This is a genomic window from Endozoicomonas sp. Mp262 (assembly GCF_025643335.1).
Classification (GTDB): Bacteria; Pseudomonadota; Gammaproteobacteria; order Pseudomonadales; family Endozoicomonadaceae; genus Endonucleibacter.
Map to the genome: position 1 here is coordinate 3,954,560 of NZ_CP092489.1, position 23,681 is coordinate 3,978,240.

Genomic DNA, 23,681 nt, shown 5'->3' on the forward strand with positions numbered 1-23,681 from the left:
CTAAGTAACGACGCTGAGTGATAAACTCCATATATCCTCCTAATAATTCACGACATACTCATCTTACCTATGAAAATAATCTCATTTAATGTCAATGGTATTCGAGCACGCATACATCAACTGAAATTTATAATTAAAAAATACCAGCCAGATATAATTGGACTCCAGGAAACCAAAGTAGCTAATGAAGACTTCCCTCTGGATGAGTTAGGAGAGCTAGGCTATCACATTAGCTATTTTGGTCAAAAGACACACTATGGTGTTGCTATTTTAAGCCTTGTTAAGCCAAATAATACCCAAAAAGGCTTTATTAACGATGATCCCAATGCCCAAAGACGGTTAATTATCAGTGATTATCATATTAATGGACTTCCCTTGAAAGTAATTAATGGCTATTTCCCCCAAGGAGAGAACCGAAACCATCCGGTTAAATTTCCAGAAAAATTGAAGTTTTATGCCAATTTACAAAATTACTTGAACGTTCATTGTCTTCCTTCTGATAACCTGGTTGTCATTGGTGATTTCAATATTTCAGCCACTGATCAGGATATAGGAATTGGTGACGATAATAAAAAGCGGTGGCTAAGATCCGGAAAATGTAGCTTTCTACCTGAAGAGAGGGAATGTTTTTCCAGGCTGGAAAACTGGGGGCTGTTTGACTGTTTCCGAATACTGAACCCTACTGTAGATGACTGTTATACCTGGTTCGATTACCGTAGCAAGGGATTTGATAAGGAACCCAAGCGCGGACTCAGGATTGACTCTGTGTTAGCCACCAGGTCTCTACTCTCCTTGTGCAAATCGGTTGTCGTAGATTATCAGGCTAGAGCAATGGATAAACCCTCAGACCATGCTCCGATTATTGCTACGTTTTAATATAAGGATGCATAATATATAAGCAGGATCTGTTATTTAACCGATCCTGGATCATTAGTATACAAGCATTTGCTTATATTTATCTTTGAGATAAACCTTATTAGCGGTGTAGGATAGAATCCTCTTAGTATCAGTCCATGAAAAGCTTAAATGAGTAACCATCTTGTAGATATCGGAGTTAACCTGACCGATAAGTCTTTTGATTCCGACAGAGATCAGGTCATTGAACGAGCCAGACAGGCAGGGATTAAAAACCTGATCATTACTGGCACATCCATAGAAGAGTCAGAAAATGCTGCTACTATCGCAGTAAAGCACCATGGCTGTTTTTCCACTGCCGGCATTCATCCTCATCATGCGAAGGAGGCGGGCTCACAGTCTTACCATAACCTACATAACTTACTGACCAGGCCTAAGGTGGTAGCTGTTGGGGAAACAGGTCTGGATTTCAATAGAGATTTTTCTCCAAGACCTGTCCAGGAAGCTGTTTTTGAGAAACATATTGAGTTGGCCTTAAATCTAGGCAAACCTCTTTTTTGTCACGAGCGGGACGCATCGCAACGATTTATCGATATTATAAAACCTTACCGGGATGACTTGGCTGATGTGGTTATTCACTGTTTTACTGCAGACCGTACTGCACTGTATCAATATCTTGATCTTGACTTTCATATAGGAATTACAGGCTGGATATGCGATGAACGAAGAGGAACGCATCTCCATGATTTAATATCTGATATTCCCCCTAATCGACTAATGGTTGAAACAGATGCCCCTTATTTATTACCCAGAACATTGTCTCCAAAGCCAAAAAACAGAAGGAATGAACCCTGTTTTTTACCCGAAGTGGTATCTGTTATAGCGGAACATACAAAAAGAACATTCCGCCAGGTTGCTGAACAAACAACAGCCACTGCAATGAATTTTTTTAATCTGGATCCAAGTGAATGATGATATCTGCTTCGGGTAAATAATCAAGAATGGCTACTTTGGCACTGTAGCCGATATCATGGGCTTCTTGTAAAGGGAGCCTTCCGTCAAGATCCAGGTGCAGTTGAATAAAAGGTTTTGAACCGGATACTCGGGTTCTGATCTCATGAACGCCTTTTACTCCTTCAACAGATAATGCAATATTTTCTATTGCTGTTTGTTCATTAATAGGCAGTGATTGATCCATCAGGTTTTGTATAGCGTCCCAAGCTAATTTTTTCACGCTATATAGCATGTAGCCAGAGATAATAATGGCCAGTGCGTTATCAATCTGATAGAAGCCTGCATTAGCACCTAACAGTGCAATAATCACCGCAGCATTGGCTAAAAGATCGACTTTGTAATGGAGAGCATCTGCTTTGATAGCCGCTGAATTTGTTTTAGAAATGACGTAATATTGAATTGACAACAGGATAATGGTAGCAATGATAGAAAAAACCATTACTGCTATACCAATAGGTTCATTACTTAAAGAGGATTGCTCTACTGACAATCTATCCAAAGCATTAAGTAATACAACAACAGCTGATCCAGATATGAAGGCTGATTGTGCCAAGGCAGCAAGTTGTTCTGCTTTGCCATGACCAAAGTGATGGCTTTCATCGGCGGGAGTTATGGCAATTCTTATGGCTATCAGCGTGATAATAGATGCAATGATATCCATTGCAGAGTCGATAAGTGTTGCAAGCAAGCTTAATGAGCCGGTCATAAACCAAGCCATTAGTTTAGCAAATATTAATAAACTGGCAGTGATGACTGATGCCATAGAGGCAATTTTCAGTAGTTTTTTGTTGGTTTTTTCTTTATTTGTGTCAGGTTTAAGGGTATTCATAAGCTGGGTAATTTATGCTGAATGCCTCATTTTAATAAATCTTAATTAACTTTTCATTCAATGAAATATGTTTTTTTATTGGGTGGAGGTGTTGCTTGAGGCCGTTATTTTAACCTGTATCCGCTACTTTTTTCCTCTTGCAGCTGGTTTTAGGTTGCAGGAGGAAAAAAGTAGCGGATACAGGTTAAAATGAGGCTAAGTGATTTAAATTTTTGGGTTTGCTGTTTGAACAGTCAAGTGTAATATGATTGGATATTATCTTTTTTTAATAGAGATTAATCGCTTTGCAGCCAATTTAATATCTCCTCTTTGGAAAAGGGCCACCCCTTTTCCATACCAGTGCTTACAACGTGTAATACAGGAATTCGGGTACCATAACGAGAGATAAGGATATCACTCTCACTAATATCCACGGACTCCCAGGACACATTGAGTTTTTTGGGTAGGGTCCTCAGAATTTCTTCCGCCTGTTCACAGAGATGACATCCTGCTGTGGTGTAAAAATAGAGCTTTTTCACTGATATATCCTCAATTTCAAACATTTGACGCCAGTTTTGTCATATAATTTTTAGAGTAGCCAGCAGTTGGCACCATAATGATAAGCGGACGCTCCCGGTCATGGACTTCATATTTTTTAACCAATTAATTCTTATCCTGGCGCTTTCTGTCGTCACGATTGCCCTGTTTAAACGCTTTAACCTTCCGGAAAGCCTGGGCTATCTATTTGTAGGCATCCTTCTTGGCCCCACCACATCAGGCTTTATCACCGATGACTTTGATATTAGCCTGCTGGCCGAAATCGGCGTGGTCTTCCTGCTCTTTACCCTGGGACTTGAATTCTCATTGAAAAGTATCAAGGCCATGAAAAAGGAGGTCTTTGGCCTGGGGGGCATGCAAGTCTTACTGACTACAGTGGGCATCTTTGCCCTGCTACTGACTATTGGTTATACGGTTGTGGAATCCCTGGTTATATCCTCGGCCCTGGCACTCTCCTCCACTGCCATTGTCTCAAAAGAACTCACCCAAAGAAATGAAATTCGTTCAAGACAAGGCCAGCTTGCCATCGGCGTTTTACTGTTCCAGGATATCGCCGCAGTGCTGTTTTTGATTCTTATACCTACAATCGCTAACGGCCAGGGTAAATCAGTGGTTTCCACCCTGGGATTCACCCTTGGCAAGGGGCTGTTTTTTGTCGTAACCATGCTATCTGCCGGTAAATGGATATTACCCCGAATATTCCATGAAGTGGCCCGGGCCCGATCCGAAGAGTTATTCGTTCTTACCGCATTAATGACTGCACTGATGGCTGCCTGGGTGGCTCACTCCCTTGGCCTGTCCATGGCACTGGGCGGCTTTGTGGCTGGCATGATGCTGGGTGAGAGCACCTATAAACACCAGGTTGAAGCGGATATTCGCCCTTTCAGGGACGTTTTACTGGGTTTATTCTTTGTTTCCGTGGGCTTGATGCTGGATGTAGACATCCTGAAGCAATATTGGCCAATGATTCTATTGGCCACCTGCGGACTGGTGCTCTTCAAGTTTTTAGTGGTATTAATCATTGCCAGAACCTTCCATGAAAGTAAAAAGGTATCCCTCAAGACCGCCCTGTCCCTGTGCCAGGGCGGTGAGTTCTGTTTTGCCTTGATTGCCCTCGCCTCCCAGTATGGACAAACGGGGGGAGAAATTGCCTCAATGGTGCTGTCTGTCACCATTCTTTCCATGGTGGTCGCGCCTTTATTGATTCGTAACAGCCACAAATTGGTAAACCTGGCAATGACCAGTAAAAAACAAGCCCGGCCGGAACAACTCACTGAAAGCGGCTGTGATGATGAAATACGCAAGCAAACGGCCCATATTCAGCAGCATACCCTGATCTGTGGTTATGGCCGGGTGGGTCAGACCATCAGCCGATTCCTGACCCAGGAAGGGAAAAGCTTTGTTGCCCTGGACGAAGACCCCCTCCACGTTCAGGAGGCCTGTCAGGCTGGAGATCCGGTATTTTATGGCGATTGTCGGCGAATAGAGTTGCTGGAAGCGGTGGGCCTGGATCGCGCCAGCCAGATTGTCATTTGTATTGACCAGACTGATTCTGCACTGCAAACCATAAAAGCAATCCGCAGCAAAGTGCTTAGTGTCCCCATACTGGTAAGAACCCGACACTTTAAACAGGCAGAAGTCCTGAAGCAGGCCGGTGCCACTGTCGTTATCCCGGAGGTTCTGGAATCCAGTTTGTTAATCGTCAAGCATGTAATGCTAATGCTGGGATTCCAGCCGGAACTGGTTCGAGACCGAATCAAGCAGGCTCGTGAGCAGCGATATGAGATTCTCAGTGGCTATTATCCCGGCATCAACGACTACCTGATGAGCAGTGAAAAATCTGAACACCGACACGCCTTAACCATCAATAACACCTCTGATCTGCTGGGCAGGAACCTGGAAAACCTGGGACTTTCTGATTATAACGTAACCCTGGTAGAGATCAGACGCAGCAATAAAGTCGTCTCCCCTAATCCTGGCATGATACTGGAAGATGGTGATATTGTTGTTCTAAGCGGTTCCAGCAGGGCCATTGCCAGGGTTCAGAAACACTTCGGTTAATTTATGAATAGAAAACGCATGGTGGATGTCATACAAAGTGTCCTGGCATCCGCCTTTGGTGTTCAAAAATCAGAAAACTATCATAGAGATGTACAGGAAGGTCGCCCCTCCCAATATATTACAGCCGGGATTATTGCCACCGTTATATTTGTCTTATCATTGATTGGTATTGTTGAATTAGTTCTATATTTCAATTGACCACAAACGCTTCATACGCCCTGGAATAACATCTGAGGCGCATGAAGCCATGGCTCTACTGCTGGCTCAGCCAAAAAACCACCGTTGCCACCACAGTCATAATCAGGACTACTGCCGCTATCGCATCGGCTTTACTGTCACTCATCGACTTACCTTGCCCCATAGCTTCCACCTTTTTTTATTGTTATCCCAAAAAATTAACTCATCTCAGGTAAGACAGCAACTCACGTCATCTTCTATTTTCAGCTATGGATATATAGAGAATCACCCGACTTAAAGCCGGGCTTGGCTATTTTTCGAATCAGGATGAAAAGAAACGACTGCCGTTCAGGCGCTCCCACCACTTTAATAGAGTAGTATCAATCGCCCCATGGGCAACCATCCCCAGTTTATCCGCAACGCCTTTTTTCACTACATAAGCCACCTGAACCACATCAGCATTCTCTGCTTTCAGGCCAATGTATTCATCACTGGTCATCAGCTCATCCACCAGTTTCATTTCCACCGCTTTTTGTCCATACCAGACCTCACCGGTGGCCACTTTTTCAATATCCACTTTGCCGCGGTAATCCTTGATAAAGTTCTTGAACAGGCCATGGGTATCTTCAATATCCTGTTTAAATTTCTCCCGACCCTTATCGGTGTTTTCACCAAAGACTGTTAGTGTCCGCTTGAACTCACCGGCGGTATGCAACTCAAGATCAACATCATTCTTTTTCAGGATTTTGTTAAAGTTAGGCAGTTGTGCCATCACACCAATGGAACCGATAACTGCAAAGGGTGCGGAAATAATGCGATCCCCGGTACAGGCCATCATATAACCGCCGCTGGCTGCCACCTTATCCACCGCAATAGTCAGGCGAATCCCCTTACTTCTAATGCGGCATAGCTGTGAAGATGCCAACCCGTAGGAGTGAACCATGCCTCCGGCACTTTCCAGGCGGATAACCACTTCATCATCGGGTTGTGCCATTGATAAGACGGCAGTCACTTCTTCCCGAAGGGATTTCACGCCACTGGCCTTAATATCCCCATGAAAATCAATAACAAATACCCTGGATTTAGGTTCGGTGACTGCACCTTTTTCCTTCTTGGCCTTCTTTTTTTCATCCTTACTTAATTTTTTTAACGCTTCCTTATCCAGCAGCGCATGCTGAAGGCTCTCTTTCAACTGCTGGAAGTGCTCGTTAAGCTTGGTAACTTCCAAATGCCCCTTATGTAATTTCCGGGTTTTCTGCCCCACTGCTGTCACTACCAAAACAGCTGCCAGAAGCCCGCCAATAAGGGTGATTGTTTTCGCAAAAAACAATGCGAACTCTGCTATATACTCCAATGGACTCTCCTTAAACAGGCACTTAATGATTGCTGATTATAAGTAGAGATTGGGTGAAATTATATATTCTATGATGGAAATAACCCTTCAGCGGTGACGAAAACCACCAGGCCGGATTATCTACACCGGAATCCCATCATTCTGATAGGTATTCTTTCAAACACCTGTATGAATTTTCATTGACATCAAACGCTGATCACCATAATCTGAGCCACAGAAGTTCGGACATCACCGAGCGTAAACGTTATAGAAAGAAATTAGGGGTATCTAAATGACGACTGTTGCAGAAACGATTGAAACAATGAAAGCCAAGTTTAATGCCGATGCAGCAGCGGGTCTGGATCTGGTGTTTCAATTTGATATTGAAGATGGTGATACCTACCACCTGTTTGTAAAAGACGGTTCCTGTGAAGTGGTGGAAGGTGCTCACGATGCTCCTAACGTCACCCTGATCATGGACACAGAAACCATGGTGGGTGTAATGACTGGTGAGCTGGATGGCATGCAAGCCTTTATGATGGGCAAGCTACGCGCAGAAGGCGACATGATGCTGGCTACCAAACTTAATGAATTATTTCCTGCCTGATAACAAGCCTGCCAGTAATAATCTCTGATCAAAGGCCTACTTTAATAAACGCGCCTGTGGCTGATTTTATATAAATGCCCTGACTTACGGCTCCATCCTGCTTTCCGGTGGTTTTACCTGAAAGCAGGATGTTTCTGACTTCACTGCGTTATCACGCAAAGGCGATTAATAAAAGCTTACCCCCTCCAGATCATCATTGACTGGAACCGTGAGAACGCCATCGTCCATTCGTCGAGCAATGGTTGTGTAAAGGCGAGTGTACATATCCATACTTCGGATTTGCGCCTGTTTCACAAAGTCATCAGTATAGTCCTTTGCACTTTGCCTATCCTTGCCATTTTCATCTTTATGAGTAAAACCAAGACTGTGCATCATTTCATGCTGGAAAGATGGTGCCGATCTTGCACCCTGCCCCCCCAAAATGGAGCTACTGCTTGGATATAATGGCGTGCCAAAACTGGCATTGTGACCCTGACCCTCAGGATTAGAGGGAACCCATTTAGCCGTTAATGATTTATCAAGAGGCATGATAGGTCTGAGCGGAACCCAGCCTTCAAGGCTAGCACCAAATATATTGACACGATAATCCTCACCAATATTACGAACCCGAAGCAATGTTTCAATCAAATTACCTCTGGAGTGAAGTTTATCGATAACTGATGAGTCAGACATCAGGGCAGAAGCATCTGTGACATAAGGAGCCTGTTGATCAGGGTCAACATTACCGAAGTAATTGGTATGGTAATTATAAAAAGTACCACCCCCTGTGGTCGTGCAGGGTTCTCTATTTTCGCCATTAATACAGACAATTGAGTCTGCATAATAGCGGGTATGAACTGCGTATTTATGCATGGCGAAATTCGCCGCCACTATTTTTATGGCATCTTCCCTGTTTTTTGCATCCTCAGGATAATTGTGAAAAATGTCCTTTATCGGCCCTGAGCACTGCTCTACAGAACGATCCCAGCAAAGTGCTGTCGGCTTGTTCCACTCTTTATGCTCATAAAAATAATGATCCTTTGCCGTCATATCCTTCGGGTCATCAGGAAGAAAGTACATTTCATCCATCACCTTGGTAAACAGCTGCTGATAGGTCATTTCCTGAGCATTATAAAGGAACAGATCTACATTTACGTTTTTCTTTTCACCATTGACCCGATAAGACAGGGACATACTGAATTGATCTCTGTAGTCTCCTGGCTCCATCCAGTCTTCAGAAGAAAACTGATAGTTCAGTAACTCATCAACATCATTGAACTCCTGACTTTTATGTGAATTTTTGATGGTGACAGAGCGAATATAACGCTCATCTGTGGAGCGCCACAATACTTCAGAAAGAATGTCCTTATAAACCTGATCTGAAAACAGATGTACGGAGTCATTAAAATAAGCGAGTTCTTCCTCAGCAGAATCCCCGGTTTGAGAATTATCCTCAACCTCAACAGAATCCCCGATTTGTGAATTATCCTCTATTGCTGGTGATGCCAAGCTATCGTTTCCCGACTGGCACCCATAAAGAACCGTTAAAAACAATGATAAAACAAAAATCTTGTACTTTTTCAAGACCAAAAAACCCCCACAAACGATTCAAATTAAATCATTTTTAATATGATGTTAATTAAAAACTGTCCATACCGACAAATAAGCCCATTAGTATATGACGATTAATAGGCAAGAAAAATAATGGAAAACCGCTGAAACCAAACAAAGGCCAAAAGGTTATTGATAACAAGTAATATGATTGGATAATATCTATTATTTAAAAATTCTCTTAAAAGAATCGGAAGGTGGGGAACTTCAACGGAGGATTTTCGTCCAGCTAAACCAAAACCCGTTTGAAAACCGGATATTGCTGACTTGCCCATTAAGCGAAGTGATTACTAAAACGCACCCTTTATAGCTCCATCAAATTACGGTTCTCTAACTGGGTGCGGTTTAGCCATACTCATAACAGGGATTTAGAAAGTGTGATGGGTATTAGAACCGATCTATCAACTGCCTGGATATGGTGAACAAAGGTGGAAGCTCCGGCAGCATTGAGCGTTTAAACCACCCACCGTCACATAACTCCCTTTGATCCAGCTTCAGTTCACCCCCGGCATATTCTGCCCGGAAGCCCAACATTAAAGAATGAGGAAAGGGCCAGCTCTGGCTAAACTGGTAATTCACGGATGACAAACGAACTCCTGCCTCTTCCATTACCTCCCTGTGAACCGCCTCCTCTGCACTTTCCCCTGGTTCAATAAAACCGGCAATCACTGTATACATCGCCGATGCCTTACCATGCCGTTGATGGCGAACCAGTAATAATTCATCCTTGCGGGAAACAAGAACAATAATACAGGGTGAGATTCTGGGATAAACGGTATTTTGGCATCGCTGGCACTTCATGGCCCACTCGCCGACTACTGGTGCGCAGCTATTTCCACAGCAGCCACAATATTGGTGGGATTTCCTTGATTCCCGCAACTGAATGGCATGACTCAATAATGCAAAAACAGACGGATCAGATATTGTTAAAACGGAGCGGACAGTACTAACCGCCTTATCATCGGGAAGAGCATTAATATCAACAGACGCTACAGGCTCATCTCGCCAATACCCCGTGACCAGCGAGGATAGGTCTCCATCAATAAAATCGGGTTGATGACTCCACAGTACGCTACCTTGATCGTTTAAAACCAAATCATTGTTATGAAAAACCAACCAATACCGGGGCTTAAGTGAAGAATCCCAGCCCTGCAAAGGCTGATACTCTGTGGGACTCTCATTATTAGTCAACAGAACTATTCCTTTATTTACCAATGAACAGATGCTTATGCTTCAGAAACATCAGTTTCCCAGCAGTTGATACCTGACTTTTTCTGAATGGCCATAAGCTTCTTTTGGTGCCGCTCATACTCTTCGGCTGATGCCCTGATCACTTTTAAAGGTGCCCTGGAAGAAGATAACCGTCTGATAACGGCCCCCTCAACACCGCCCTCGGATTCGGAAGCATCACCACCGAGCCATAACATCCGCTGGCCACCGGTCATCGCCAGATAGACTTCCGCCAGAATTTCGGAGTCCAGCAACGCGCCGTGGAGGGTTCTTGATGAGTTATCTATATGGTAACGCTTACACAATGCATCCAGATTATTTTTCTGTCCCGGATGCTTGTTGCGAGCCATCACCAGCGTATCAATGATAGTGCAGTGATCTTCAACCTTCCCATAGCGGGCAGACAATAGCCTGAACTCATGATTCATAAAGCCCACATCAAAGGGGGCATTATGGATAATCAGTTCTGCGCCTTTAATGAATTCAAAAAACTCATCAGCAACAGCGGCAAAAAGTGGTTTATCTTCCAGAAAGTCATTGGTAATGCCGTGAACCCGAACCGCTTCCTCTTCAACCACTCGCTGCGGGTTAATATAGACATGGTAATGATTGCCGGTTAACTTGCGGTCAATCATTTCAACACAGCCAATTTCAATAATTCGGTGTCCCTGGGCCGGATCTATACCTGTGGTTTCGGTATCAAGAATAATTTGTCTCATGCTATAACTCTTCAGAATTCACTACTTCTTCGGCTCCACGACACGCCAACTGATCCGCAACCTCGTTGTCAGGATGACCCGCATGACCTTTAACCCAGCACCACTCAACCTGATGCTTTTGATTTTGCTCATCAAGTAAAACCCATAGATCCTGATTCTTAACCGGTTTTCCCGAAGCAGTTTTCCAGTTTTTTCGCTTCCAGTTTACCATCCACTGGGTAATACCCTTACGGAGATATTGAGAGTCCGTTGTCAGCTTAACCTGGCAGGGGCGCGTCAATGCCTTAAGCCCCTCGATGGCAGCCATAAGCTCCATACGGTTATTAGTGGTCATAGCCTCACCACCGTATAAGGTTTTTTCTGCCTTACCATAACGAAGTAACACGCCCCAGCCCCCGGGACCCGGATTACCTTTACAGGCGCCATCAGTATAGAGCTCAACGAGCTTGCTCAAGAACTTTCTCCATAACGACCCGCACTGGGCCTCGCAATTGGCCGACCCACCAGCCTGTTTTTCACTCTGGGCCAGGCTTTTTGAATAGGTGTAATGCCATGGTCTTCACGAGTAGCCAGGATGCTGTAAAAACTTCCTATGGGTAGCCGCCAGTGGTCACAGCGCTGTTCTATAAATTCGGCACTGATACCCTTAAATAACCGGTCCAGGGGAGCAGTGTATGCCCCATAGTGAACCTGTTCGGTCCTGAACCCCAGCAGGGTTAACCAGTCCCTTAACCGCCTGACAGAAATAAAACGGGTTCCCTGAAAAGCCCTGACGCGCTCAGGAATAAGCCAACGGGCAATAAAACTCAGGCTTAACGGGTTAAATCCAACCACCAGCAATTTACCATTAGATATAATAGTACTCGCTGCCTCGCTCAATAACCGATGGGGACTTTCAGCAATATCAAGGGTGTGATGCAAAAGAACCAGGTCAAGGCTGCCCGGTTCCACAGGCCAAAAATAAGGATCACAAACCATTTGGGACAGGCCACTGCACTCCAGTTTAAATGGCGTCACGGCAAAATGATGGCCTGTCTGGCTATTTTCAAGCCAATTATAATGTAAAGCGGGACTTGTTTGACAGGCGTAATAGCCAAAGACCGTTCTTAGCTGAAAATCAATACAGCGCCGTTCCGCCTTTATTAAAGGCCGACCCGCCGGAGACTCTAGCCAGCGCCCCAGTCGGATCATTCGATCCTTGAAGTCTGTCGTCTGAACATCATCACTCATTTAGCAACCTGTGCCCCCCACACTATGACAGTATATGCTGCCTTGCCTTGGCCATTCTATCGGTTGTCAGAAAAATCGACTAGCACGCATAAAGAGCCAAATGTGTTCCGTGTGAATTACTGTTAGTATTTATTCACTAGGGGCTGTTGACGTTTGCTCGTGTGCTCAGCCAAAACCAGCGGTTTCGTGGCTAGACGCAGTAGCGCAGGAAGACTCATGTCTTTCAAGCTACTGCAACGACGGCACGGAATCGCTGGTTTTGGCCCTTCGGGTGGCTCGTAAAGCGGCTTTCCGGCTGCGTTGGACTGGCTTGACGTAGAATAACTATGCCTGCACCAGTCCTCCTTGCGGAAAACCGCTTTACGAGCCACTGAGCTCACGATCAAACGTCAACAGCCCCTAATAATCTTACCATTAATCAACCTGGTGCATGATATGTTGACCATCAGTCCCATACCCGCTTTTTCAGATAACTACATTTGGGCGATTCAGGCTATGGGCAATAATGAATGTATAGTGGTTGACCCCGGTGATGCAGAAAGTGTTGAACAGTACCTGACGGCTCAACAGCTTCGACTCACAGGCATCCTGATAACCCATCATCATTTTGATCATACTGGCGGGATCAGCCAGCTTGTCAGACAAAGGGATATTCCTGTCTATGGCCCTGAGAACTGCAAAGTTCCAGTCATTACCCATACCCTTCAGGAAAACGACACTGTAACAGTTCATAATACGCCCTTTACAGTTATTTCAACACCTGGGCACACGCTGGATCATATTGCCTATTTTTCCGGCACAGGAAACACTGACCCTATTCTCTTTTGTGGTGACACATTGTTTTCCGCTGGCTGTGGTCGCCTGTTTGAAGGAACTCCGGAACAAATGCAGCAGTCATTGGATAAACTATCCAGACTTCCCGAGAATACCCGGATCTATTGTGCCCACGAATACACCCAGGCCAATCTTGCATTTGCCATCAGGATGGAACCAGAAAATCCGTGTATAAAAGCACGCCTGGTGGAGGTTGAACAACTGAGACAGCATGACAAAGCCACTTTACCCTCCTCAATCGGCCTGGAAAAAAGAACCAACCCTTTTCTCAGAACTCGTAAAAAAGCAGTGATCAATACCATTCAGGACAGTATGCCCCTGTCAAATTCACCCGCCCCCGGAGAGGTACTGGGAATTATTCGCCAATGGAAAGATCAATTTTAGAGGTTTTTACCCCCTAAATTTGCCTGACTCCACGCTTTTTGAAGTGATACACTGATTAACCAGCAACACACTCAGACCTGTATATATGCCTCTACTTCATCGTCTTTTTTCCCCCAGGCAAAGCCAACTGCCTGGGGCAATCGCTCTGTTACTGGCTTTGACAGGATGCCAAAGTCAGCATCCTGTTGAATCGGTTAACAACCCAATTACCATCAACAAACAGGGAAAGCCCACCTCAAAAAATAAAAAAGCGTCTAATGTCAGTGATGAAGTGGAAACTGAAGCGAGAAAAGTAGATGCCCGGGAACAACAAGAAACCACTGTAGAAATCACGGATCTCTGGCAACGCATTCAGGAAGGTCTGGATTTGAACCTGAACCAGACCAACCGCCGGATTCAAAAAGAATTACGGCTGTATAAAAATAACCAGCATTATTTTGACCTTATAGCCACCCGGGCCAGTCCTTATCTTTATTTTATTATCCAGGAAGTAGAAAACCGTAACATGCCCCTGGAACTGGCTCTGATGCCTGTGGTAGAAAGCGCATTTGACCCTTTTGCCTACTCCCATGCCGGTGCATCAGGTCTCTGGCAGATCATGCCCGCCACCGGGGAACATTTTGGCCTGAAGCAAAACTGGTGGTATGACGGTCGACGGGATGTTGTGGCAGCGACTCATATGGCCCTGGACTATATGCAAAGTCTGTATGAAATGTTCGGTGATTGGGAGCTGGCACTGGCCGCTTATAATTCCGGGCCTGGCCGGGTTCAAAATGCTGTTCGGAAAAATACTAAAAAGGGCAAATCCACCCGCTTCTGGTATTTGGACTTGCCTGATGAAACCACATCCTATGTACCCAAACTTATCGCCCTGGGAAAGATCATCCAGAAACCTGAAAAATACGGCATAAACCTCACCCATATTCCCAACCAGCCCTTTTTTGTCTCTGTTGAGACCGGAGGTCAGCTGGATTTAGCCAAAGCGGCCAAGTTGGCTGGCATACCCATTGCCGAGCTCTATAAACTCAATCCTGGCCTCAATCGCTGGTCCACACCACCAGAGGGCCCGCATCATCTGGCTTTACCTGCCAAAAAGGCCGAGTTTTTTAAAAACAGATTAACATCCCTTCCCATGGATAAACGGGTACAATGGCGCCGTTATAACGTCAAGCCAGGAGATAGCCTTAACAAAATCGCCAAGGAATATCGGACTCAGGTTTCACTTATCAAGGAAATAAACAGCCTTGAGTCAACAATGATTCGGATCAATCAACCTCTATTAATCCCTGTACCCGCCAAGAATGCTGAAGAGTACAGCCTGACTCTGGGCCAACGGCAAAAGGCCCGGCAAAACCGCTCTGTCAGTGGACGGCAAAAGTATGCCTACATTGTCAAGCCAGGCGATAGTTTCTGGACAATATCCCGCAAGTACCGTGTTGGCGTTAATGAGCTGGCCCGATGGAATAATATGGCGCCAAAAGACCCCCTCAGAATCCATCAAAAACTGGCAGTATGGGTAAAAAACGCTAACAACAACGACAAGGTGGTGCGCAAAGTAAGCTACAAGGTCAGACCCGGGGACTCCCTTTCCCGTATTGCCGATAAATTCAATATCGGTGTAGGTAACATAAAGGACTGGAATACACTGGATGCCAAATACATTCAGCCCGGCCAGCAACTGACTTTATACGTTGATGTCACCCGTGCTTATGACTAAACCACACCCGGTTAGAAAACCAACAACTTGATAAACCTGATCAAGGCGCGCTTTAGTAACCGCTACGCTCACTAAAAAGAGCTAAAGCCCTCTCGCTCCCCCAGCAGAATCAGGGTTTCGAGAAACCCTGAATATTCTCCGCTGTCATCCTCCACAGGATGACAGCATATGTGTTTATAAAACATCCAAACCAAGTCGATAACAAAAACAGCACCGATGTTAAAACACACTATTATCTATTCCTGATTATCACAACAACCCTATTACCACAGGAAAAAAGATGCTCTTTCTATTTCAGAGACTTATAACAGGTTTGATAACAAGCTGGGTAACTTTAGTGGCTGTGGCAGGAACCCCCTCCTCAAGCCCCGCTATTTATACCCATGCAGTGGCGCTCTATGGTACCCCAAAATACCCGGGAGGCTTCACCCACTTTAACTATACCAATCCGAATGCGCCAAAAGGCGGAGAGCTCCGGCAGGCCGCCATAGGTACCTTTGATACCCTAAACCCCTACTCTGACAGAGGAACTGCTGCAGCAGCCAGTAACCTTATCTATGATACACTGCTGGCAAGATCCTGGGATGAACCCCTCACCAAATATGGTCTGCTCGCAGAAAAAATCGAGCTGAACCCTGACAATAACTGGGTTGCCTTCCATATTAATCCCAAGGCCCGTTTCCATGATGGCAAGCCTGTCACCGCAAGGGATGTCAAATTCACCTTTGATTTGTTCAGGGAGAAAGGCTCGGCCTTTTATAAAAACTTCTATAAAGACGTCAAGGAAGTCACCGTCACATCAACATATCGGGCGCTGTTCCATTTCAGCAGCAACCAAAACAGGGAGCTTCCCCTAATTCTAGGACAAATGCCGGTATTACCGGAGCACTACTGGAAAAACAAAGACTTTAATTCGCCAGGCCTTGAGATTCCCATTGGTAGCGGCCCTTACAAACCTGTGGCGCTTTCCGCAGGACGATCCATCACTTATGAGCGTGTAAAAGATTACTGGGGGAAGGATATCCCGGTGAACAAAGGACGCTTCAATTTTGACCGGCTTCGCTACGAATATTACCGGGACAACACAGTGGCACTTGAAGCTCTGCTTGCCGGTGAGTATGACTTTAAACTGGTTGATGATCCAAGGATATGGGTGGATCACCTCAATGATGACGTACTCAAGAAAAAAGGCTTTTCAAGGCAGTTGCTCAAAAACGGGAATCCACAGACATTAACCATCACCTATAACACCCGCAACCCTCATCTTACCGATCAGCGGGTCAGGGCTGCCCTGGGTTATGGCTTTGACTTTGAGACAGTGAACAAAAACCAGTTTCATAACATGTACCAAAGGGCGGATAGTTATTTTAGCGGAACCCGGTTTGCCACATCCGGACTGCCCGGACGCCCCGAACTCCAATTACTCTCCCCATGGAAAAGCAGTCTGCCAGAACCCTTATTCAACCAGCCCTATGTTCCACCAGGGGGTGAACCCAATCTAAGTACACGAGAAAAAAAGAAAGAAGCCTTAAAACTACTGAAATCGGCAGGTTATAAAATCAGTGGCCGCTATCTATTCAAAGATGGCAGGCGCCTTGAGCTGGAAGCCCTGGTATCGCTGCAAGAACATGAAAAAACCATGCTGGTATTTCAAAAAGGGCTTGCCGGGATAGGCATAAAGCTCAACATCAGAACGGTTGATCCAGCCCAATACATTGAAAGAATCAGAAACCAGGACTTTGACCTGGTTATGCATGTTTATCCCCACACCCCCAGCCCCGGTACTGAACAGTCAAGCCACTGGGGTTCCAGGGCAGCTAACCAGCACGGCAGCAAAAATCTTACAGGAGCCAGCCTACCCGCCATTGATGCCATCATTGGGCAAATCCCCAAGGCAAAAAACGTGACTGAGCTGGAAGCAGCCGTCAAGTCCATGGATCGAATTCTACTCTGGCAACAATATACCCTGCCACTCTGGTATCTACCCACATGGCCTGTTATCAAAAGAGACACCCTGCAGACACCTGCACATCCTGCACCCTACGCACTGGATATCATGACCTGGTGGATCGAGACTCCGGGTAAAAAGTGATTTAACAGGTCAGCTACCGACTTGGGCCGGTAGCTGACCTTACGGTTTACAACTTATCCCCTTGACGAATCCCCCCAAAAGCAAGTACTTATTAATCACTAAAATAAAAAAGTGCCAAGTCCCCTACCAAGAATTAAATAACAGCCCCTAACAGGGGGGACTATATTTAAGCACTGATAATTAATAAACCACTCACGTCAGACCCACTATGGCATTAATGATTGTATCAACGATAAAACGCGCACTCCTGACAGTCATACTTACCCCCCTGGTTTTCGCCGCCCATGGCAGCAATAAAGAACCCACCACTCACGCAATGAGTCTTTATGACTTACCAAAGTATGGCCTTGATTTTACCCATTTTGATTACGTCAATCCTGATGCGCCAAAAGGCGGAACAGTGAAAATGCCTGCAACGGGAACCTTTGATAGCCTCAACCCGTACATTGAAAAAGGAACCTCCGCCTATGGCCTCTCCCTTATTTACGACACGTTAATGGTTCCGAGTAAGGACGAGGCTTTCTCTGTCTACCCTCTTATAGCCCAATCCTATGAGCTGGACAGGGAAAAAAGCAGTATCACTTTCCACTTGAACCCTGATGCCCGCTTTCATGATGGAAAAAAAATAACCGCAGAGGATATTGACTTTACCTTTAGCACTTTGATGGAAAAAGGCTCCCCTTTCTATCAGGCCTACTATGGTGGGGTAAAAAATGTAGAGGTACTGAGCCCGCAGACTATCCGGTTTAATTTCAAAAATACCGGCAACAGGGAGTTGCCTTTAATCTTGACTCAACTGCCCGTATTTCCAAAACACTTTTGGGAAAAACCGGAAAATGACTTTGCAACCGCCAACCTCAACCTTCCCCTTGGCAGCGGCCCCTACCAGATAGATACCGTAGATGCCGGCAAACAAATAACCTATAAGCGGGTAAAGGATTACTGGGCTGCCAATCTCCCGGTTAACAAGGGTCGTTATAATTTTGATACCCGCCAGTATCATTATTACCGGGACCAGAATATTTCCATAGAGGCATTCAAGGCAAGAGCTTACGATATCCGCTTTGAAAATGTCGCAAAAAACTGGGCAACAGCCTATGACATTGATGCCGTAACATCGGGGGAACTCATAAAAGAGTCTATCCCCACCCGATCACCCGCCGGCATGCAAGGGTATACATTCAATCTCAGAAACCCGTTATTCCAGGATATCAATGTTCGGAAAGCCATCAGCTATGCCATGGATTTTGAGTGGCTGAACCGCAACCTTTTTTACGGAAGCTATCATAGAACCTCAAGCTACTTTGCTAACTCGGAGATGGCATCAACAGGCCTTCCTTCAAAGGAAGAGCTGGAACTTCTGGAACCTTTCCGCCACCAGCTTCCCTCCGAACTGTTTACCAAACCCTATGAATTACCTGTAACAGATGGCTCTGGCAATATCCGGTCGCAACTGGGCAAGGCCCTGGCCCTGCTCAATGATGCCGGATGGAAAATGACCAACGGCAAGCTCCTGGATAGCAACAACAAACCCTTTGAGTTCGAGCTTTTAATAGAATCCCCTGCCATAGAGCGCGTTGCCCTTCCCTTTAAAAAAAACCTCGAACTTATGGGAATTACCATGACCATTCGTCATGTGGATATTTCACAGTACATCAACCGGCTAAGAAAATTCGATTTTGATATGCTGGTTTCTGTGTTCCCCCAGTCAAACTCACCTGGCAATGAACAAAAGGAGTTCTGGGGTTCTGACACGGCCGATATTCCCGGCACCAGAAATATCATTGGTATCAAATCACCAGTTATTGATGCACTGATCAATCATATTATCAAGGCACCTTCACGACAGGCGCTGGTAACCGCAACAAGAGCCCTGGACCGTGTATTACTAAGGGGCGAGTACAGTATTCCACAATGGCACCTGCCCGGAATACGGGTCGCCTACTGGCAGACACTCCAGCACCCTGCTACAGAGCCTCTATACTCCATGGACTTTGAATCATGGTGGTACCAGCAACCAACCCTCAAAACAACGGACATCACAGAAACGACATCTGCTAGTGAGCAACCCTCCGGTCAAACAATGACTATTATTACAGTGCTAATAAGCTTACTGATTATTATTGGCCTTATCGCCTCAAGACGGCAGAAAAAAATACCATGATGGATTACATATTACGCCGGGCGTTTCTGATGATCCCCACCCTTTTCGGCATCATGCTGCTGAATTTTATTATTATCCAGGCTGCTCCCGGCGGTCCCGTCGAACAAATGATCGCCAAGCTGGAAGGTTTTGATACCAGTGCTATCAGCCGAATCAGCGGTTCCAGCAACGCTGAAATGCAGCAGCTCTCCTTTGATGAATCAGGGGAATACCGGGGACGCCGGGGGCTTGATCCCGAGTTAATCAAGGAAATCGAAACTCTTTATGGCTTTGATAAGCCTGCCCATGAACGCTTTATCCAAATGATAGGCAATTATTTATCCCTGGAGTTTGGCGATTCTTTTTTCCGGGATGCCAAAGTCCTCGATCTTATCAAGGAAAAACTGCCTGTCTCTATCTCATTAGGATTATGGAGCACTTTACTTATCTACTTAATATCCATCCCCCTGGGAATCAGAAAGGCGATCCGTCATGGCAGTCGCTTCGATATCTGGTCCAGTGCCATAGTCACCACCGGGTATGCCATCCCCAGCTTCCTCTTAGCCATACTCCTTATCGTACTTCTGGCGGGAGGGAGTTACTGGAATATATTTCCCCTCAGGGGATTAACCTCTGATCACTTTGACAGCCTTTCCTGGCCCGGGAAAATAACCGACTATCTATGGCATATGGTACTGCCTATCTTTTGCATGGTTATCAGCGGCTTTGCCACCTTGACCATGCTCACTAAAAATGCCTTTCTTGATGAAATCCACCGACAATATGTGCAAACTGCCAGAGCCAAGGGGCTGGATGATAAGGGCGTTTTATACGGTCATATTTTCAGGAATGCCATGCTCATTGTTATCTCCGGCTTTCCTGCGGCACTGGTGGGCATTCTGCTCACCAGCTCTTTGCTGATAGAAATCATATTCTCCCTGGACGGTTTAGGGTTACTCAGTTATGAGGCGGCCATTAATCGCGACTACCCTGTGGTGTTTGGATCGCTTTTTATTTTCACACTCATTGGCATGATTGTTAAATTGCTGGGCGACCTTGCTTACATGCTGGTTGATCCTCGCATCGATTTTGACGCTAGGGACTAATAATGAAAGGTCTGCTGACTTTAACCCCACTTAACAGACGTCGCTGGCATAATTTTAAAAGCAACCGACGAGGCTATTATTCACTATGGATTTTTTCCTTTCTTTTTATCCTGACCCTCTGTGCAGAACTGATTGCCAATGATAAGCCGCTACTGGTCTATTTTGACGGTGGTTTTTATACCCCGGTGCTCAAGATTTACCCTGAAACCACCTTTGGCGGGGATTTTGAACTGGAGACAGACTATCGACAGGAATACGCAAAGGAACTCATTGCAGAACAGGGCTGGATGCTATGGCCCCCCATTCGCTACAGCTACGACACCATCAACTACGCAAGAATGGCACCTGCCCCACCCTCAACAGATAACTGGCTAGGTACTGATGACCAGGGGCGGGATGTGATGGCCCGGGTTATCTATGGTTTTCGGGTATCTGTATTATTTGGGTTAATTCTGACATTGGTCAGCAGTGTCATTGGCATCTTTGCCGGGGCCATCCAGGGCTTCTATGGCGGCAAGACTGACCTGATCGGCCAACGGTTTATAGAAATCTGGTCAGGTATGCCCAGTCTTTATTTATTAATCATTCTTTCCAGCTTTATTGAACCCGGTTTCTGGTGGTTACTGGGCATTATGCTGCTGTTTCAATGGATGACCCTGGTGGATGTTGTCCGGGCTGAATTCTTGCGGGGCAGAAACCTGGAATATGTTCGTGCCGCCCAGGCTCTGGGGATGGACAATTTCCGGCTGATGTTCCGGCATATTTTGCCCAACGCCATGGTGGCCACCGTCACCTTTATGCCTTTTATCCTTACCGGAGCCATTACCACATTGACCTCCCTGGATTTTCTGGGATTTGGTCTCCCGGCTGGTTCTCCCTCCCTGGGTGAATTGATAGCCCAGGGAAAAAATAATCTTCAGGCACCCTGGCTGGGAATCACCGCATTTCTGGTTATGTCCATCATGCTTACCCTGCTGGTTTTTATTGGCGAAGCAACCCGCGATGCCCTGGATCCCAGAAAATACTATCAAATTAACTAAAAACGCATATGCTATGGATAACCCATTACTCACCATTGAAGACCTGCATGTCAGCTTCCATCAGGATCACTCCATTGTCCGGGCCGTCCGGGGCATTAACCTATCCCTGCAGGCAGGAAAAACCCTGGGACTGGTGGGTGAATCCGGTTCCGGAAAATCCATAACGGCGTTAACCACCCTGAAACTGCTGCCAGAAAATGCCCGGATTAACGGCCGTATTCACTTTGATGGCCAGGAACTACTGGGATTATCAACGGAGGGTATAAGACAAATCAGGGGACATCAAATCAGTATGGTATTCCAGGAACCCATGTCCTCACTTAACCCCCTCCATACCATTGAAAAACAGATCAATGAAGTTGTTATGCTTCACTTGGGACTGCCCGCTGCCCAGGCCACCAGCAGAACCCTGGAGCTGCTGGAACTGGTTGGTATAAAAAATGCCCGATCACGCCTGAGGTCATATCCCCATGAACTGTCTGGAGGCCAGAGACAACGGGTTATGATTGCCATGGCCCTTGCCTGTGAGCCAAGGCTGTTAATTGCTGATGAGCCTACCACTGCCCTGGATGTCACCGTTCAGCGGGAAATCCTGAAGCTACTGAAAAACCTGCAAAATAAATTAGGAATGGCCATACTCTTTATCAGCCATGACCTTAATCTGATCAAACATGTCTCAGATGACATCTGTGTCATGAAAGACGGGTTTCTGGTAGAACAGGGTTCAACGCAAGCCCTCTTTTCAAACCCCCGGCATCCCTATACAAGACAATTATTGAATGCTGAGCCGTCCGGTCAACCTGCCCCACTGCCAGAGTCCCCTGCTAACCTGCTGGACTGCCAAAACATCCGGGTCTGGTTTCCCATAAAACGGGGCTTTTTCAAACGGACAGTGGACCATATCAAGGCCGTGACAGACCTCAGTATCTCAGTTAGACAAGGGGAAACCCTGGGCATCGTTGGCGAATCAGGATCGGGCAAAACAACCCTCGGGCTAGCTATTTTGAAGCTGATAAAGTCTGAAGGACGGATCTGCTTTCTGGGGAATACCCTGAATACCCTCAGTCAAAAATACTATCGCCCCTATAGAAAAGCCATGCAAATTGTCTTTCAGGATCCCTATGGTAGCCTCAGCCCACGAATGACTATAACTGACATTATTGGGGAAGGACTTGATATCCATAAATTAGCCGATGGCTTAGACAGAGAGGCCGCTATAACAGAGGCATTAAACGACGTGGGTATTGATCCAGCCAGCAAAAACCGTTACCCCCATGAGTTTTCAGGAGGACAACGGCAGCGGATTGCCATTGCCCGGGCCATTGTTCTTAAGCCCAAACTGATTATCCTCGATGAACCCACCTCGGCACTTGACCGAACCGTTCAATCCCAAGTTATTGAACTGTTGAGAACGCTTCAAAAGAAATACGCCCTGACCTATCTCTTTATCAGTCATGACTTGGCCGTGGTTAAAGCCATGAGCCATAGAATACTGGTGATGAAGTCCGGAAGGGTTGTTGAGGAAGGAGAAACTGATTCGATTTTTACATCACCCAAAAACGAATATACAAAAGAACTGATAAAAGCCGCATTTACCTGAATTGCACCCGATTGGAAAACCGTCATTTGATAAACCCGGGCAAAACACGCTTTAGAAGCAGCTGCGATGACTGGGCATAGCACAAAAATCCGGTTTTCAGACTGGTTATGGTTTAGCACGAATACATTCCCAGCGGGGAGAGATTGTTGCGACATCCTCGGGACGCTGGGAATGAGGCATTTATCTTGTACAGATATTAATGCTTGGGGTACATAGGAAGAATAATCATCTTCCTCCTGAACAACACCGGGGAGCCAACAGAAAGGCGATTGCTATTTATCAGAACCGTCTCTGCTGATGGTTATTATAATTGGGACGAGCAGGCTTCTCACGGGCCAGGTTTACCCGTAGTGGTCGACCGGCAATATCTTTACCATTCATATCCAGTGCTGCGCTGGCCTCGGAACCCGTGGCAAAGGTAACAAAGGCAAATCCCCTGGATCGGCCCGTTTCCCGGTCTCTCATCAATTTAATGTCATCAACGGAGCCATACCCGGAAAAGGCGTTTTCCAGATCATGCTCATCCGCACTATAAGCCAGGTTACCGACATATAATGTCTTATTTTCTTCCATCGAAAGAGAA

The 23,681-nt window shown here is 45.9% G+C and carries 22 protein-coding genes; 12 read left to right on the forward strand and 10 right to left on the reverse strand.

From position 1 onward, the window contains the following. The first annotated feature begins 69 nt into the window (after positions 1 to 69). Complete coding sequence (xthA, locus tag MJ595_RS17265) at positions 70 to 876, forward strand: exodeoxyribonuclease III (RefSeq protein ID WP_263079277.1); 807 nt, start codon at positions 70 to 72, stop codon at positions 874 to 876. Between the two features lie 150 nt (positions 877 to 1,026). Next, positions 1,027 to 1,827, forward strand: a complete 801-nt coding sequence (locus MJ595_RS17270) for a TatD family hydrolase (protein WP_263079279.1) — start codon at positions 1,027 to 1,029, stop codon at positions 1,825 to 1,827. Here MJ595_RS17270 and MJ595_RS17275 read toward each other — a convergent pair. Both MJ595_RS17275 and MJ595_RS17280 read right to left on the reverse strand, forming a co-directional pair. Beyond that, positions 1,805 to 2,698, reverse strand: coding sequence for a cation diffusion facilitator family transporter (locus MJ595_RS17275; protein WP_263079280.1), 894 nt, complete (start codon positions 2,696 to 2,698; stop codon positions 1,805 to 1,807). The two genes, MJ595_RS17270 and MJ595_RS17275, sit on opposite strands and share 23 nt — an antisense overlap. Positions 2,699 to 2,973: 275 nt before the next feature. After that, positions 2,974 to 3,240 (reverse strand): glutaredoxin family protein, encoded by a 267-nt coding sequence (locus MJ595_RS17280; protein ID WP_263079281.1) that lies wholly within the window; start codon positions 3,238 to 3,240, stop codon positions 2,974 to 2,976. A 76-nt stretch (positions 3,241 to 3,316) separates the two neighbouring features. On the opposite strand from MJ595_RS17280, the gene MJ595_RS17285 reads away from it, so the two are divergent. Continuing rightward, entirely contained in the window at positions 3,317 to 5,296 is a 1,980-nt protein-coding gene (locus tag MJ595_RS17285; RefSeq protein ID WP_263079282.1) for a cation:proton antiporter, read from the forward strand. A 3-nt stretch (positions 5,297 to 5,299) separates the two neighbouring features. Continuing rightward, positions 5,300 to 5,494, forward strand: coding sequence for a DUF2970 domain-containing protein (locus MJ595_RS17290; protein WP_263079283.1), 195 nt, complete (start codon positions 5,300 to 5,302; stop codon positions 5,492 to 5,494). 301 nt (positions 5,495 to 5,795) lie between these two features. Here the strand turns inward: MJ595_RS17290 and sohB are convergent, their stop codons facing one another. Beyond that, positions 5,796 to 6,827, reverse strand: coding sequence for a protease SohB (sohB, locus tag MJ595_RS17295; protein ID WP_263079284.1), 1,032 nt, complete (start codon positions 6,825 to 6,827; stop codon positions 5,796 to 5,798). 271 nt (positions 6,828 to 7,098) lie between these two features. Here sohB and MJ595_RS17300 point away from each other — a divergent pair, with 271 nt between their 5' ends. Continuing rightward, positions 7,099 to 7,413, forward strand: coding sequence for an SCP2 sterol-binding domain-containing protein (locus tag MJ595_RS17300; RefSeq protein WP_263079285.1), 315 nt, complete (start codon positions 7,099 to 7,101; stop codon positions 7,411 to 7,413). 165 nt (positions 7,414 to 7,578) lie between these two features. On the opposite strand, the gene MJ595_RS17305 is transcribed toward MJ595_RS17300, so the two are convergent. The 6 genes from MJ595_RS17305 to MJ595_RS17330 all read right to left on the reverse strand — a co-directional run bounded on the left by MJ595_RS17305 (position 7,579) and on the right by MJ595_RS17330 (position 12,182). Next, complete coding sequence (locus MJ595_RS17305; protein WP_263079287.1) at positions 7,579 to 8,901, reverse strand: hypothetical protein; 1,323 nt, start codon at positions 8,899 to 8,901, stop codon at positions 7,579 to 7,581. A gap of 176 nt (positions 8,902 to 9,077) precedes the next feature. Continuing rightward, positions 9,078 to 9,278: a hypothetical protein gene (locus MJ595_RS17310; protein ID WP_263079289.1), complete on the reverse strand. Its 201-nt coding sequence runs from the start codon at positions 9,276 to 9,278 to the stop codon at positions 9,078 to 9,080. Positions 9,279 to 9,390: 112 nt separating this feature from the next. Then, the gene (gene nudC / locus MJ595_RS17315; RefSeq protein WP_263079290.1) at positions 9,391 to 10,194 is read right to left on the reverse strand and encodes an NAD(+) diphosphatase; all 804 of its coding nucleotides are present in this window, start codon (positions 10,192 to 10,194) and stop codon (positions 9,391 to 9,393) included. A gap of 35 nt (positions 10,195 to 10,229) precedes the next feature. After that, positions 10,230 to 10,952, reverse strand: a complete 723-nt coding sequence (gene dnaQ, locus MJ595_RS17320) for a DNA polymerase III subunit epsilon (protein WP_263079291.1) — start codon at positions 10,950 to 10,952, stop codon at positions 10,230 to 10,232. A gap of 1 nt (position 10,953) precedes the next feature. Then, positions 10,954 to 11,406 carry a ribonuclease HI gene (gene rnhA / locus MJ595_RS17325; protein ID WP_263079292.1) on the reverse strand — a complete coding sequence of 151 codons (453 nt, stop codon included), beginning with the start codon at positions 11,404 to 11,406 and terminating at the stop codon, positions 10,954 to 10,956. Continuing rightward, complete coding sequence (locus MJ595_RS17330) at positions 11,403 to 12,182, reverse strand: class I SAM-dependent methyltransferase (RefSeq protein ID WP_263079293.1); 780 nt, start codon at positions 12,180 to 12,182, stop codon at positions 11,403 to 11,405. The genes rnhA and MJ595_RS17330 overlap by 4 nt, the downstream gene beginning before the upstream one ends. Positions 12,183 to 12,617: 435 nt before the next feature. Between MJ595_RS17330 and gloB the strand changes: the two genes are divergently transcribed. From gloB to MJ595_RS17365, 7 genes are all read left to right on the forward strand, one after another. After that, positions 12,618 to 13,400, forward strand: coding sequence for a hydroxyacylglutathione hydrolase (gene gloB / locus MJ595_RS17335; RefSeq protein WP_263079295.1), 783 nt, complete (start codon positions 12,618 to 12,620; stop codon positions 13,398 to 13,400). 85 nt (positions 13,401 to 13,485) lie between these two features. Beyond that, positions 13,486 to 15,117 carry a LysM peptidoglycan-binding domain-containing protein gene (locus MJ595_RS17340; RefSeq protein ID WP_263079296.1) on the forward strand — a complete coding sequence of 544 codons (1,632 nt, stop codon included), beginning with the start codon at positions 13,486 to 13,488 and terminating at the stop codon, positions 15,115 to 15,117. A 280-nt stretch (positions 15,118 to 15,397) separates the two neighbouring features. After that, positions 15,398 to 17,209, forward strand: coding sequence for an extracellular solute-binding protein (locus MJ595_RS17345; RefSeq protein WP_263079297.1), 1,812 nt, complete (start codon positions 15,398 to 15,400; stop codon positions 17,207 to 17,209). Positions 17,210 to 17,417: 208 nt separating this feature from the next. After that, positions 17,418 to 19,373 carry an extracellular solute-binding protein gene (locus MJ595_RS17350; protein ID WP_263079298.1) on the forward strand — a complete coding sequence of 652 codons (1,956 nt, stop codon included), beginning with the start codon at positions 17,418 to 17,420 and terminating at the stop codon, positions 19,371 to 19,373. Beyond that, complete coding sequence (locus MJ595_RS17355) at positions 19,370 to 20,458, forward strand: microcin C ABC transporter permease YejB (protein ID WP_263079299.1); 1,089 nt, start codon at positions 19,370 to 19,372, stop codon at positions 20,456 to 20,458. The genes MJ595_RS17350 and MJ595_RS17355 overlap by 4 nt, the downstream gene beginning before the upstream one ends. 2 nt (positions 20,459 to 20,460) lie before the next feature. Beyond that, positions 20,461 to 21,498, forward strand: coding sequence for an ABC transporter permease (locus MJ595_RS17360; RefSeq protein ID WP_263079300.1), 1,038 nt, complete (start codon positions 20,461 to 20,463; stop codon positions 21,496 to 21,498). A 13-nt stretch (positions 21,499 to 21,511) separates the two neighbouring features. After that, positions 21,512 to 23,098 (forward strand): ABC transporter ATP-binding protein, encoded by a 1,587-nt coding sequence (locus MJ595_RS17365; RefSeq protein ID WP_263079303.1) that lies wholly within the window; start codon positions 21,512 to 21,514, stop codon positions 23,096 to 23,098. A 279-nt stretch (positions 23,099 to 23,377) separates the two neighbouring features. On the opposite strand, the gene MJ595_RS17370 is transcribed toward MJ595_RS17365, so the two are convergent. Beyond that, the gene (locus tag MJ595_RS17370) at positions 23,378 to 23,671 is read right to left on the reverse strand and encodes an RNA-binding protein (protein ID WP_263079304.1); all 294 of its coding nucleotides are present in this window, start codon (positions 23,669 to 23,671) and stop codon (positions 23,378 to 23,380) included. Between the last annotated feature and the right edge of the window lie 10 nt (positions 23,672 to 23,681).

Excerpts from the sequence above, each read along its gene's own strand:
- xthA (WP_263079277.1), top strand. The coding sequence starts at position 70 with ATGAAAATAATCTCATTTAATGTCAATGGTATTCGAGCACGCATACAT.
- MJ595_RS17270 (WP_263079279.1), top strand. The coding sequence starts at position 1,027 with ATGAGTAACCATCTTGTAGATATCGGAGTTAACCTGACCGATAAGTCT.
- MJ595_RS17275 (WP_263079280.1), bottom strand. The coding sequence starts at position 2,698 with ATGAATACCCTTAAACCTGACACAAATAAAGAAAAAACCAACAAAAAA.
- MJ595_RS17280 (WP_263079281.1), bottom strand. The coding sequence starts at position 3,240 with ATGTTTGAAATTGAGGATATATCAGTGAAAAAGCTCTATTTTTACACC.
- MJ595_RS17285 (WP_263079282.1), top strand. The coding sequence starts at position 3,317 with ATGGACTTCATATTTTTTAACCAATTAATTCTTATCCTGGCGCTTTCT.
- MJ595_RS17290 (WP_263079283.1), top strand. The coding sequence starts at position 5,300 with ATGAATAGAAAACGCATGGTGGATGTCATACAAAGTGTCCTGGCATCC.
- MJ595_RS17300 (WP_263079285.1), top strand. The coding sequence starts at position 7,099 with ATGACGACTGTTGCAGAAACGATTGAAACAATGAAAGCCAAGTTTAAT.
- MJ595_RS17310 (WP_263079289.1), bottom strand. The coding sequence starts at position 9,278 with ATGGGCAAGTCAGCAATATCCGGTTTTCAAACGGGTTTTGGTTTAGCT.
- dnaQ (WP_263079291.1), bottom strand. The coding sequence starts at position 10,952 with ATGAGACAAATTATTCTTGATACCGAAACCACAGGTATAGATCCGGCC.
- MJ595_RS17330 (WP_263079293.1), bottom strand. The coding sequence starts at position 12,182 with ATGAGTGATGATGTTCAGACGACAGACTTCAAGGATCGAATGATCCGA.
- gloB (WP_263079295.1), top strand. The coding sequence starts at position 12,618 with ATGTTGACCATCAGTCCCATACCCGCTTTTTCAGATAACTACATTTGG.
- MJ595_RS17340 (WP_263079296.1), top strand. The coding sequence starts at position 13,486 with ATGCCTCTACTTCATCGTCTTTTTTCCCCCAGGCAAAGCCAACTGCCT.
- MJ595_RS17345 (WP_263079297.1), top strand. The coding sequence starts at position 15,398 with ATGCTCTTTCTATTTCAGAGACTTATAACAGGTTTGATAACAAGCTGG.
- MJ595_RS17350 (WP_263079298.1), top strand. The coding sequence starts at position 17,418 with ATGGCATTAATGATTGTATCAACGATAAAACGCGCACTCCTGACAGTC.
- MJ595_RS17355 (WP_263079299.1), top strand. The coding sequence starts at position 19,370 with ATGATGGATTACATATTACGCCGGGCGTTTCTGATGATCCCCACCCTT.
- MJ595_RS17360 (WP_263079300.1), top strand. The coding sequence starts at position 20,461 with ATGAAAGGTCTGCTGACTTTAACCCCACTTAACAGACGTCGCTGGCAT.
- MJ595_RS17365 (WP_263079303.1), top strand. The coding sequence starts at position 21,512 with ATGGATAACCCATTACTCACCATTGAAGACCTGCATGTCAGCTTCCAT.
- MJ595_RS17370 (WP_263079304.1), bottom strand. The coding sequence starts at position 23,671 with ATGGAAGAAAATAAGACATTATATGTCGGTAACCTGGCTTATAGTGCG.